Source organism: Cumulibacter manganitolerans (assembly GCF_009602465.1).
Taxonomy (GTDB): Bacteria; Actinomycetota; Actinomycetes; order Mycobacteriales; family Antricoccaceae; genus Cumulibacter; species Cumulibacter manganitolerans.
In genome coordinates, this window is the sequence record NZ_WBKP01000009.1 from 90,648 (window position 1) to 103,202 (window position 12,555).

Annotated in this window: 9 protein-coding genes and 1 tRNA gene; 8 read left to right on the forward strand and 2 right to left on the reverse strand. The window is 72.2% G+C overall.

The genetic code is table 11. The annotated features are described in order from the left end of the window. Positions 1–19: 19 nt before the first annotated feature. Entirely contained in the window at positions 20–469 is a 450-nt protein-coding gene (locus F8A92_RS05545; RefSeq protein WP_153504138.1) for a GNAT family N-acetyltransferase, read from the reverse strand. Positions 470–668: 199 nt separating this feature from the next. Here F8A92_RS05545 and F8A92_RS05550 point away from each other — a divergent pair, with 199 nt between their 5' ends. The 5 genes from F8A92_RS05550 (at position 669) to F8A92_RS05575 (ending at position 8,214) form a co-directional block, all read left to right on the forward strand. After that, positions 669–1,433, forward strand: a complete 765-nt coding sequence (locus F8A92_RS05550) for an SDR family oxidoreductase (RefSeq protein ID WP_153504140.1) — start codon at positions 669–671, stop codon at positions 1,431–1,433. Positions 1,434–1,563: 130 nt separating this feature from the next. Further along, positions 1,564–4,857: a formate dehydrogenase gene (gene fdh / locus F8A92_RS05560; RefSeq protein ID WP_267130031.1), complete on the forward strand. Its 3,294-nt coding sequence runs from the start codon at positions 1,564–1,566 to the stop codon at positions 4,855–4,857. After that, positions 4,857–5,816: a 4Fe-4S dicluster domain-containing protein gene (locus F8A92_RS05565; protein WP_153504145.1), complete on the forward strand. Its 960-nt coding sequence runs from the start codon at positions 4,857–4,859 to the stop codon at positions 5,814–5,816. Before fdh ends, F8A92_RS05565 begins: the two co-directional genes overlap by 1 nt. Next, positions 5,813–6,886: an NrfD/PsrC family molybdoenzyme membrane anchor subunit gene (gene nrfD / locus F8A92_RS05570; RefSeq protein WP_153504147.1), complete on the forward strand. Its 1,074-nt coding sequence runs from the start codon at positions 5,813–5,815 to the stop codon at positions 6,884–6,886. The genes F8A92_RS05565 and nrfD overlap by 4 nt, the downstream gene beginning before the upstream one ends. A gap of 29 nt (positions 6,887–6,915) precedes the next feature. Beyond that, positions 6,916–8,214 (forward strand): L-lactate MFS transporter, encoded by a 1,299-nt coding sequence (locus tag F8A92_RS05575; RefSeq protein WP_153504149.1) that lies wholly within the window; start codon positions 6,916–6,918, stop codon positions 8,212–8,214. Positions 8,215–8,707: 493 nt separating this feature from the next. Here the strand turns inward: F8A92_RS05575 and selD are convergent, their stop codons facing one another. Next, positions 8,708–9,709 (reverse strand): selenide, water dikinase SelD, encoded by a 1,002-nt coding sequence (gene selD / locus F8A92_RS05580; RefSeq protein WP_407643685.1) that lies wholly within the window; start codon positions 9,707–9,709, stop codon positions 8,708–8,710. A 32-nt stretch (positions 9,710–9,741) separates the two neighbouring features. Here selD and F8A92_RS05585 point away from each other — a divergent pair. The 3 genes from F8A92_RS05585 to selB all read left to right on the forward strand — a co-directional run. Further along, positions 9,742–9,837 (forward strand) — tRNA-Sec (locus F8A92_RS05585). Positions 9,838–9,864: 27 nt separating this feature from the next. Beyond that, positions 9,865–11,163: an L-seryl-tRNA(Sec) selenium transferase gene (gene selA, locus F8A92_RS05590; RefSeq protein WP_153504153.1), complete on the forward strand. Its 1,299-nt coding sequence runs from the start codon at positions 9,865–9,867 to the stop codon at positions 11,161–11,163. A 13-nt stretch (positions 11,164–11,176) separates the two neighbouring features. Beyond that, positions 11,177–12,555 (forward strand): selenocysteine-specific translation elongation factor (gene selB / locus F8A92_RS05595; protein WP_228389234.1); only part of this gene is annotated, 1,379 nt, incomplete at its 3' end.

Sequence of the window (12,555 nt, forward strand, 5' to 3'; positions counted from 1 at the left end):
ACCTTACCCAAGCGCCGGGTCAGATCTCCTTCGAGAGCTTCACGACCTGCTCGCCGTACCCGATGGCCGCGTAGAACTCCCGCGCCGCGGTGTTGGACGCCGGCGTCTCGATGTGCACCCACTTGTGGCCGCGGCCACGGGCCCAGTCCTCGCACGCCTTCATCAGGGCGGTGCCGACGCCCTGGTGGGCCACGCGCTCGTTGACTGCGAGCCCGTCGACGTACGCCTCCTTCTGGCCCTTCATCTGCCCCTTCATGAAGACCTTGACCATGCCGGCGACACCCTCGTCGTCCTCGGCGACGAAGACGGCCTGCGGGGTCTGCTGCGTCTCCTCCGCGGCGAGCATCCACTCGACGGTGTCGAACGGTCCGCTTCCGCTGTCGTCGAACGGGTTGACGTTCTCCAGCAGCCGCGGCGCGAGCTGGTGGCAGGCTTCGCGATCTCGCTCCTCGAACGGACGGATGTTCATGAGGTCCTCCACTCATCGACGTAGTGGCAACGATCGTAGGCATATCGCGTTTGCCCCGGTACCGGCGCCCTCCGGCGCGGCGGATGCGCCGTGCCGGGCGTCCGGCCCGGCGACCGAGCGATCGCTAGGCAACCGGGTGGGAGGCCCTCGCGGCGGGTAATCTGCCAGCAACCCGCACACCCCCACACCGGAGGCCCGCATGGCTGACAAGCTCAATCGTTTCGAAGGAAAGTCCGCGATCGTCACCGGCGGCAGCCGGGGCATCGGCCTCGGCATCGCCGAGGCCATCCTCAACGAGGGCGGCCGCGTCATCATCACCGGCCGCAAGCAGGAGCAGCTCGACGCTGCCGCCGCCGAGCTGAACGCCGGCGACCGGCTGCTGACGCTGGCCGGCAACGCCTCGCACGACGACCACCGCAAGGAGCTCGTCGACCTCGCGATGGAGAAGTTCGGCAAGATCGACCACGTCGTCGGGAACGTCGGCATCAACCCGTTCTACGGCTCCACCCTCGACATCCCGCTCGACACGGCGCGCAAGATCCTCGACACCAACATCGTCTCGACGCTCGGCCTCATCCAGCTCACGTGGCACGCCGGCATGAAGGACACGGGTGGATCGGTGCTCATCGTCGCGTCGGTCGCCGCGCTGCGCTCGGCCGGGGCGATCGGCATCTACGGCACCTCGAAGGCCGGTCTGGTGCAGCTCACCAAGCAGCTCTCGATCGACATGGCACCCAACGTCCGCGTCAACTCGATCTCCCCTGCCGTCATCAAGACCCGCTTCGCCGAGGCGCTGTATGCCGAGAACGAGGAGGAGGTGGCCAACAGCTACCCGTTGAAGCGGCTGGGCACCCCCGAGGACACCGGGGCGACCGCCGCGTTCCTGCTCTCGGACGACGCGGGCTGGATCACCGGCCAGAACATCGTCATCGACGGCGGAGCGATGAACACGCCCAAGGTCTGAGCCGCCCGGGCCGCGGCGGCCGAACCTGAGACCGCCGCGGCCGGTCAGCGGCATTCACTGGCCAACGAGGTGCGCCAGGCGCTACGTTGAGCCGACATCGAGTTCCCGGCGGGCACGAGAGGTGGCAGTCATGTCGCTGAAGAGAACGTTCCTGGAATGGCCGGTCGTGCGCCAGCTCAAGGACGGCGACCTGCTGGGCCGCGGCCCGTCGGTGACGTCGGCGAAGACGCGCCAGATCACCGCCCGCACCGAGACCGCCGATCGGGTCGTGCAGAGCGTCTGCCCCTACTGCGCCGTCGGCTGCGGGCAGCGCGTCTACGTCAAGGACGAGAAGGTCATCCAGATCGAGGGCGACCCGGACAGCCCGGTCAGCCGCGGTCGCCTGTGCCCCAAGGGATCGGCGAGCGAGCAGCTGGTCAACCAGCCCGGGCGCATCACCAAGGTGATGTACCGCCGCCCGTACGGCACCGAGTGGGAGCCGCTGGAGCGCGACACCGCGATCGACATGATCGCCGACCGGTTCATCGAGGCGCGGCGCGCGCACTGGCAGGACGCCGACGACCAGGGCCGCCCGCTGCGCCGCACGATGGGCATCGCCAGCCTGGGCGGCGCGACGCTCGACAACGAAGAGAACTACCTCATCAAGAAGCTGTTCACGGCGGCCGGCGCAATCCAGATCGAGAACCAGGCGCGTATTTGACACAGCGCCACGGTCCCCAGTCTGGGGTCCTCCTTCGGCCGCGGCGGCGCCACCCAGTACGTGCAAGACCTCTCGAACGCCGACTGCATCGTCATCCAGGGCTCGAACATGGCCGAGTGCCACCCGGTCGCCTACCAGTGGGTGACCGAGGCGAAGCTCAAGGGCGCGAAGGTCATCCACGTCGACCCGCGGTTCACCCGCACGTCGGCGACCGCTGACCGGCACATCCCGATCCGCGCCGGCAGCGACATCGTGCTGCTGGGTGCCCTGATCAACTACGTGCTGCAGAACGACCTCTGGTTCGAGGAGTACGTCCGCCACTACACCAACGCCTCGCACCTGATCAACGAGGACTACCGCGACGCCGAGGACCTCGGCGGCCTGTTCTCGGGCTACGACCCGAAGACCGGCCAGTACGACCTGAGCACGTGGGCCTACCGAGAGCAGAGGGGCGACGGCGACGCGCTGGTCGGCTCCGCCGGCGGCGAGGAGCACGGTGCGTCGCACTCCGCACGGTCCTCGGGTGACACGCACGGCTCCGGCGGGCCGCCGCTCGAGCACGCCGAGATCGCGACCGACCCGACGCTGCAGGATCCGAGCTGCGTCATGCAGATCCTCCGGCGGCACTACGCGCGGTACACCCCGGCCATGGTCGCCGACGCCTGCGGCATCAGCGAGGAGGACTTCGGCTATCTGGCCGAGGCGATCACCGCCAACAGCGGACGCGACCGCACGACGGCGTTCGTGTACGCGGTGGGCTGGACCCAGCACACGATGGGCGCGCAGTTCATCCGCACGTCCTGCATCCTGCAGCTGCTGCTGGGCAACATGGGCCGCCCCGGCGGCGGCATCATGGCGCTGCGCGGGCACGCCAGCATCCAGGGCTCGACCGACATCCCCACCCTGTACAACATCCTCCCCGGCTATCTGCCGGTCCCGATGGTCGGCCAGCACGACACCTGGGCCGAGTACCTCGACGCGGTGGGCTCGAAGAAGCAGAAGGGGTTCTGGGCGAACGCCGACACGTACATCGTCAGCCTGATGAAGGCCTGGTGGGGGGACGCAGCGACCGCCGAGAACAACTGGGCGTACGACTATCTGCCGCGGCTCTCCGGCCCGCACGGCACCTACCAGACCGTGATGGCGATGCTCGAGGACCAGGTGGACGGCTACTTCGTGCTCGGCCAGAACCCCGCGGTCGGCTCCGCGAACGGTCGCCAGCAGCGGATGGGGCTCGCCCACCTCAAATGGCTCGTCGTGAAGGACTTCGCGATGATCGAGACCGCCACGTTCTGGAAGGACTCCCCCGAGATCGCGACCGGTGAGCTCGACACCGAGAAGATCGGCACCGAGGTGTTCTTCATGCCGGCCGCGACCCACGTGGAGAAGTCCGGCACCTTCACCCAGACGCAGCGGATGCTGCAGTGGCATCACAAGGCGATCGATCCGCCGGACGACGCGCAGAGCGACCTCGAGTTCTTCTACGAGCTCGGCAACCGGATCCGCGACCGGCTGGCCGGCTCCGACGACCCGCGCGACCGGCCGCTGCTGGACCTCACCTGGGACTACCCGCTCGGCGAGGACGGCGAGATCGATCCCGCCGCAGTGCTGCAGGAGATCAACGGACGCACGCTCACCCCGGACGGTGACGGTCAGCTGCTGGACGGCTACACCCAGCTCAAGGCCGACGGATCCACCTCCAGCGGATGCTGGATCTACTCCGGCGTGTACGCCGGCGGCGTCAACCACTCGGCGAACCGCAAGCCCGGCCGAGAGCAGAACCTGGTCGCGCTCGACTGGGGCTGGGCGTGGCCGATGAACCGCCGCATCCTGTACAACCGGGCGTCGGCCGATCCCGAGGGCAGGCCCTGGAGCGAGCGCAAGAAGTACGTCTACTGGGACGCCGAGCAGGGCAAGTGGGTCGGCCCCGACGTCCCGGACTTCCCGGGCGACAAGGCGCCGTCCTACCGGCCCGCGGCGGGCACCGGGGGGCCTGACGGGCTGGCCGGGGACGACCCGTTCATCATGCAGTCCGACGGGAAGGGCTGGCTGTTCACGCCCAAGGGCATGGTCGACGGGCCGCTGCCCACGCACTACGAGCCGCAGGAGAGCCCGGTACGCAACCCGCTGTACGGGCAGCAGCAGAGCCCCGCGCGGCGGGTCTTCCCCCGCAAGGACAACCTGTGGAGCCCGTCGGCCGGTGAGCCGGGTGCGGACGTGTACCCGTACGTGTTCACGACGTACCGCCTCACCGAGCACCACACGGCGGGCGGCATGAGCCGCTTCCTGCCCTACCTGTCCGAGCTGCAGCCCGAGCTGTTCTGCGAGGTCTCCCCCGAGCTCGCCGCCGAGCGCGGCCTCGAGCACAACGGGTGGGCGACGATCGTCTCGCCACGGACCGCGATCGAGGCACGGGTGATGGTCACCGACCGGATGACGCCGCTGACCGTCGGCGGCCATCGGGTGCACCAGATCGGGCTGCCGTACCACTGGGGCGTCGGCAAGCAGGCCGTCGTCTCCGGCGATGCCGCGAACGACCTGCTCGGCGTGGCGCTCGACCCCAACGTGCAGATCCAGGAGAGCAAGGCCGGCTCCTGCGACATCCGCCCGGGGCGCCGGCCCCGGGGACCGAAGCTGTTGCAGCTCGTCGAGGAGTACCAGTCGCGGGCCGGCAGCACCGTGATGACCGGCAACGAGCTGCTCACCGAGGAAGGACCACGCTGATGGGCTGGCACGAGCAGCTGTCCGGGCCGACCGACCCGGCCGCCGACGCGGGCTGGGGCGCCTCGGCCGAGCCCCGCAAGGGCTTCTTCACCGACACGTCGATCTGCATCGGCTGCAAGGCCTGCGAGGTCGCCTGCAAGGAGTGGAACCTGCTGCCGGAGGACGGCCTGGATCTGCTCGGGACCAGCTACGACAACACCGGCGCGCTCGGCGCGACGACCTGGCGGCACGTGGCCTTCATCGAGCAGCCGGCGGACCGGATCGCCGAGGCCCGCGCCTCGGGTGCCGCGCTCGTCGACCTCGGGATGCCCAGCGTCGGGCCGCCGACCACCGCCGAGGCCGGCGCCGTGACGGCCGACGTGCCGGACTTCCGCTGGCTGATGTCCTCGGACGTCTGCAAGCACTGCACCCACGCCGGCTGCCTCGACGTCTGCCCGACGGGGGCGCTGTTCCGCACCGAGCACGGCACCGTCGTCGTCCAGTCCGACGTCTGCAACGGCTGCGGCTACTGCGTCCCGGCGTGCCCGTTCGGCGTGATCGAACGCCGCTCTCCGCTACCGGACCAGACCTCCGCCGAGCGCGTCGGCATCGCCCAGAAGTGCACCCTCTGCTACGACCGCCTCGACTCCGGCCTCACCCCCGCCTGCGCGAAGGCCTGCCCCACGACATCCATCAAGTTCGGCGACCTCGACGAGATGCGGGCCGCGGCGCAGGAGCGCGTGACGGCGCTGCACGCGCAGGGCCTGACCGAGGCGCGGGTGTACGGCGGCAACGACAACGACGGCGTCGGCGGCACCGGCTCGGTGTTCCTGCTGCTCGACGAGCCCGAGGTCTACGGGCTTCCGCCGGACCCGCAGGTGCCGACCTCCCGGCTCCCGCAGATGTTCCGCAGCGCGGGGATCGCGGCCAGCGGCATGCTGGCGGCAGCGGCGCTGGCCTTCCTGGGAGGACGGCGATGACCCTGAGCCCCTTCGACTCCGACCGTGGTCCCGAGCTGCCGCGCGGAGGTCGCCGCGGCAAGAAGGACCGCCGCCGCGCCGACCCGAACGCGACCGTGCCCGAGGCCCGGTTCTCCAGCTACTACGGGCACCAGATCGTCAAGCCGGCGCCCTGGGGGCACGAGATCCCGGCGTACTTCTTCCTCGGCGGTGTGGCGGCCGGCTCCGGGCTGATCGGGGCGCTCGCCCACGGCAAGGGCCTGGGCACCCTCCGGCGCAACAGCCGCTACTCGGCGCTCGGCGCGGTGGCGCTCTCCGGCGCGACGCTGATCGCCGACCTGGGGCGGCCCGAACGCTTCGTGAACATGCTGCGCACCGTCAAGCTCACCTCGCCGATGTCGGTCGGGACCTGGATCTTCTCGGCGTTCAGCGCGAGCTCGGGGCTGGCGGTGGCCGCCGAGGCGGCGTCCGCGCTGGGCATCGGCAGTGGCCGCTCGGGCGCCGGCAGGGCGGTCGGCAAGGCCCTGGCCGTCGCCGGGCCGCTGGCGAGCATCGGCAGCGCCGCGTTCTCGGCGCCGCTCGCGTCGTACACCGCCGTCCTGGCCAGCGACACAGCGACGCCGCTGTGGCACGAGAGCTACCGCGAGCTGCCGTTCGTGTTCACCGGCTCGGCGCTCGCCGCGTCGTCCGGCCTGGCGATGCTCACTACTCCCGCGGCGCAGACCGCGGAGGTCAGGCGGCTCGCCGTGCTCGGGGCGGCTGCCGACACGGCGGCTTTCCACCTGATGAAGCACCGCCTGGGCCAGCTGGCCGAGCCGCTCGAGAGGGGCCGGCCGGGGACGCTGGCGAAGGCCGCGACCGCGCTCACCGCGGCCGGAGCGGCCGGCACGGCGCTGTTCGGACGCAGCCGGCTCGGGTCCGCGCTCAGCGGGCTCGCGCTGATGGCCGGCTCCGCGGCCACCCGGTTCGCCGTCGTCGAGGCCGGCATCGAGTCGGCGAAGGACCCGAAGTACACCGTGATCAGCCAGAAGGCGAGGCTCGCCGCCCGGCGGGCGTCGGGACGGGTCACGGACTCGATCGTCACCGCGTAGCAACGCCCGCCACACCTCAGGAGGACACCATGACCAGCCCCGACTCCTCCGCACGGCCGACCGGGAACCGGTGGCTGATCCTCGTCGCCGCCATCCTGCTGCAGCTCGCCCTCGGCGCGGTGTACGCGTGGAGCGTGTTCTCCAAGGCGCTGAAGGAGCCGCAGGCCTTCGGCTGGAGCGCGGCGCAGGCCGCGGTGCCGTTCACCGTCTGTATCGGCATGATCTTCGTCGGCTCGTACGTCGGCGGCCTCATCCAGGACCGCAAGGGACCGCGGCTGGTGGCGCTGGTCGGCGGCGTCATCTACTCGGTCGGCGTCATCCTCGCCTCCTTCGCCCAGACCAAGGACTCCCTGTGGCTGCTGGTGCTGGGCTACGGCGTCCTCGGCGGCTTCGGCCTGGGGATGGGCTACATCGTGCCGATCGCCATGCTGCAGAAATGGTTCCCCGACAAGCCGGGCCTGATCACCGGTCTGGCGGTGGGCGGCTTCGGCTTCGGCGCGGTCATCACCGCGCCCCTCGGGCAGGCCCTCATCGACAACGACCCGTCGGTCCCCACCAAGGCGTTCCTGCCCCTCGGCATCGGGTACCTGGTCGCGGTGCTGATCGGCGGCAGCTTCTTCCGTAACCCGCCGGCCGGCTACCGGCCGCCGGGCGCGCCCCTGCCTGCCGCCGACGAGCCGGCGGCACCGGCCGCGGACGCGACGACGCCGCCGGTCGCGGTGACCACGGACTACACCACCGCGCAGGCGCTGCGCACACCGCAGTGGTACCTGCTCACCGCCATCCTCACCCTCAGCGTGGTCGCCGGCATCTCGTTCATCGGCGTCGCGGCCAGCAGCATGACCGACGTCGCGGGGATGTCGGCCGCGGGGGCCGCCACCCTCGTCGGCGTGCTCGGGCTGTTCAACGGCGGAGGCCGCATCTTCTGGGGCTGGATCTCCGACAAGATCGGCAAGATGCCGGCGTTCATGGGAATCCTCGGCATCCAGGGCGTGTGCCTGCTGATCCTCCCGCACGCGAGCAACGCGGTGCTGTTCGCGATTCTCGCGGCCGCCATCTACACCTGCTACGGCGGCGGCTTCGGCACCATGCCCTCGACGGCGGGCCGGTTCTTCGGCGTGACGAACGCGGGCGCGATCTACGGCCTGATGCTGATCGCCTGGTCCATCGGCGGCGTCATCGGCCCCACCGTCATCACCAAGATCATCGGCGCCGAGAAGGCGTACACCGCGGGCTTCACCGTCGTCGGGATCATCGCGCTCGCCGGCATCCTGCTCACTCTGGTCACCAAGCCGCACCGCAAGGTGGAGGTCGCCGAGAAGGTCTAGGTGGACACCAAGCCGCCGACAACCCGCGACACCCGAGCCCCTGAACGGTCGTCGAGCGAGCCGGAGCCGCTAGGCGCAGGCGACGCCGAGACGTCGTACGGCCAACTGTCGACTTGCGGCGTCTCGACGTCGCTCGTTCCTCGCTCGCTCGACGACCATGTAAAACACGCGCGCGACCGTGGACTCCCTCGACGAGCGTGGAACGCGCCGACGACCACTGCAAGCCGCGACGCCGAGGCACCCGTACGGTCGTCGGGCCGCCTCCACACGGTCGTCGAGCGAGCCGGAGCCGCTAGGCGCAAGCGACGTCGAGACGTCGTACGGCCAACTGTCGACTTGCGACGTCTCGACGTCGCTCGTTCCTCGCTCGCTCGACGACCGTGTAAACACACGCGCGCGACCGTGGGGCGCTCGACGACCGTGGGGCGCTCGCCGGCATCCTGCTCACCCTGGTCACCAAGCCGCACCGCAAGGTGGAGGTCGCCGAGAAGGTCTAGCGGACGACGAGGGTGGTGCCGTCGGCGTACGCCGGGACGAGCTCGCCGATCACCGGGGCGCCGGGGACCTCTCCGGCGATCAGCAGGCCGCCGGAGGTCTGCGCGTCCGCGAGCAGCACCAGCTCGAGCTCGTCGGCGCCGTCGGCAGCGAGGTGCGGGCGGACCCAGTCGAGGTTGCGCCGCGACCCGCCCGGCACGTACCCGTCCGCGAGCGAGGCGCGGACGCCGTCGAGCACCGGCACGGCCGCCCGATCGAGCACCGCGGTGACGCCGGAGGCGCGCGCCATCTTGTGCAGGTGCCCCAGCAGACCGAACCCGGTCACGTCGGTGGCGGCCTGGACTCCGGCGTCCAACGCGGCCCGCGCCGCCGCGGCGTTCAGCGTCGTCATCGTGGCGACCGCCTCGTCGAACACCTCACCGGTGGCCTTGTGCCGGTTGTTGAGGACGCCGACCCCGATCGGCTTGGTCAGCGACAGCGGCAACCCGGCACGCGCCGCATCGTTGCGCATCAGCCGGTCCGGGTCGCCGACGCCGGTCACGGCCAGGCCGTACGTCGGCTCGGGCGAGTCGATCGAGTGGCCGCCGGCCAGCGGGCAGCCGGCCTCGCGGGCCACGTCGAGCCCGCCGCGCAGCACCTCGCTCGCGAGCTCGCCCGAGAGGATCTCCCGCGGCCAGCCGAGCAGGTTGATCGCCAGCACCGGCGTCCCGCCCATCGCGTAGATGTCCGAGAGGGCGTTGGCGGCGGCGACCCGGCCCCAGTCGTAGGGGTCGTCGACGACCGGCGTGAAGAAGTCGGCGGTGGACAGCACCGCGGTGCCGCCCTCGATCCGCACGGCCGCCGCGTCGTCCCCGTGGTCCAGCCCGACCACGAGCGTCGGCCAGTCGCCGCCGGTCAGGCCGCGCACCATCTCCTCGAGATCGCCCGGGGGGATCTTGCAGGCGCAACCGCCGCCGTGCGCCAGCTGCGTCAGCCGCACTGTTTGGGTCATGGGCCCCACCCTAGGCCGCGGCCGACCGCTACGGTGAGGGAGGAAGCGTATGGGTTCCTGGTGGGCCCCCCGGTCTTCAAAACCGGTGAGGCCGAGTAGCTCGGCCTGGCGGGTTCGATTCCCGTCCGCTTCCGCCAGGCTTTCCAGCGAAGGTGGAGGTGCTCGTGGCCCAGGCCGACGACCCGCGGCGCCGGATCCCGCGCACCGACGCCCTGCTGGCCCACCCCACGGTCGCCGCCGCCGCCGACGAGTACGGCGCCGCCGCGGTACGCGAGGTGGTGACCGAAGTCCAGCAGCGGGCCCGCGACGGGCAGATCGTCCCGGAGCAGGTGCTCGAGCACGTGATCAGCGCGCTGCCCACCCGGCCGGGCTCGATGACACCGGTGATCAACGCGACCGGGATCGTCGTGCACACCAACATCGGGCGGGCGCCCCTGGACCCCCGCGCGGTCGAGGCGCTCGTCGCGGCGAGCGGCTACGTCGACGTGGAGCTCGATCTGGGCACCGGGCAACGTGCCTCCCGGGGCGCCGGGGCGCTGCAGGCCCTGCTCGCCGCCGTCCCCGAGGCCGAGGACTGCCTCGTCGTGAACAACGGCGCAGCCGCCCTCGTGCTGGCGACGACCGCGTTGGCGACCGGCCGCGAGGTGGTGATCAGCCGCGGCGAGCTCGTCGAGATCGGGGACCGGTTCCGCCTGCCCGACCTCATCGAGTCCACCGGCGCGGTACTGCGCGAGGTCGGCACGACGAACCGCACGTCCGTCGCCGACTACGCGGCCGCGATCGGGGAGCGCACCGGCTGCATCCTCAAGGTGCACCCCAGCAACTTCCGCATCGACGGGTTCACCTCGTCCGTCGGGGTGCGGGAGCTCGCCGCCCTCGGGCCGCCGGTCGTGATGGACTCCGGCTCCGGGCTGCTGCGGCACGACGACGCGCTGCCCGAGGAACCCGACGTCGCGACCTGCCTGCGCGACGGCGCCACCCTCGTCACGGCCAGCGGCGACAAGCTGCTCGGCGGACCGCAGGCCGGGCTCGTCCTCGGCGAGCGCGCGACCGTCGAGCTGCTGCGCCGCCACCCGCTGGCCCGCGCGCTGCGGGTGGACAAGCTGACGCTGGCGGCGCTCGAGGCCACCGTGCGCGGTCCCCGTCCGCCGGTGGCCGGCTACCTGCACGCCACCCCCGACGAGCTGCGGCACAAGGCGCGGCGGCTCGCCGATGCGGCCGGCCTGAGCGCGGCCGACGTCGTCGAGGTCGACGGCCGCGTCGGAGGCGGCGGCGCCCCCGGCGTACCGCTCGCCGGGTGGGCCGTCGCGATCCCCGAGGACGGCGCGGTGGCACTGCGTACCGGCTCACCCGCCGTGCTGGCCCGCGTCGAGCGGGGCCGCTGCCTCGTCGACCCGCGGTGCGTGCCCGACGACGACCTGCCGGCGCTCGCGGGCGCCGTACGCCGGGTCCTGGGGCGGTGAGCCTGGCGTGGCGGTGATCGCGACGGCCGGGCACGTCGACCACGGCAAGTCCGCGCTGGTGCGTGCGCTCACCGGCATCGAGCCCGACCGGTGGGACGAGGAGCGCCGCCGCGGGCTCACCATCGACCTCGGCTTCGCGTGGACCACCCTGCCGTCCGGCACCGACCTCTCCTTCGTCGACGTACCTGGTCACCAGCGGTTCATCGGCAACATGCTCGCCGGGCTGGGGCCGGCCGCGGCGGTCATGGTCGTGGTCGCGGCCGACGAGGGATGGCGCGCGCAGACCGAGGAGCACCTGCTGGCGATCGATGCCCTCGGCATCCGGAACGGGCTCCTCGTCGTCACCCGCAGCGACCTCGCCGACCCCGGTACGGCCATGCGCGCGGCCCGCGACCGCATCGCCGCGTCGTCGCTGGGCGACGTCGAGGCGGTCGCGGTCTCGGCGCGGACCGGCGACGGCGTCGCCGACGTCCGCTCGGCCCTGGACCGGCTGATCGGCGCCCTCCCGCCGGCGCCCGCTGGGCCCGCCCGCATGTGGCTCGACCGGGCGTTCACCATCCGTGGCGCCGGCACCGTGGTCACCGGGACCCTCGGCCAGGGCGAGCTCGCGACCGGGTCGCCGGTCGACCTGGTCTCGGCGACCGGCGACAGCGCTCCCGACGTCCGGATCCGCGGCCTGCACAGCCGCGACCTGCCGGTCACCTCGATCGCGGCGGTGTCCCGGGTCGCCGTGAACCTCGCCGGCATCGAGGCCGACCGCATCGGCCGCGGCGGCGTCCTGCTCACCGGCTCCTGGTCGCTCACCGACGTCCTCGACGTCCGGGTCACCGGCGTCCGCGCCGGAGAGCTGCCGGAGCAGCTGATGCTGCACGTCGGTACGCACGCCGCGCAGGTGCGGGTACGCCCGCTCGGCGACGACGCCGCCCGCCTGCAGCTGACGGCGGCGCTGCCGCTCCGCGAAGGGGATCGGGCCATCCTGCGCAACCCCGGGCTGCAGCACGTGGTGGCCGGCGCCGAGGTGCTCGATGCGGCGCCTCCGGCGCTGCGCCGGCGGGGCTCGGCGGCCCAGCGCGGCGTCGTTCTCGGCCAGGGCGCCGGATCACCGGCGTCCCTCGCGTGGTCGACGCTGCAGGAGCGCGGCGTGCTGCGGCACGCCGAGCTGGTCCGCCTCGGACTCGACGAGGCAGAGCCGCGGGGCACCCGCCGCGTCGGCGACTGGGTGGTGACCGACGCCCAGTGGTCGTCGTGGGCGGCGCTGCTGCGCGCGCTCGTGACGGCTCAACGGGACGCCGACCCGCTCGAGCCGGGGGTCACCGAGAACGCCGCGGCCGCCGAGCTGCGGCTGCCCGAGCGCGCCGTGCTGGCGGCGCTCGCGGGCGACGCGGGCGCCGA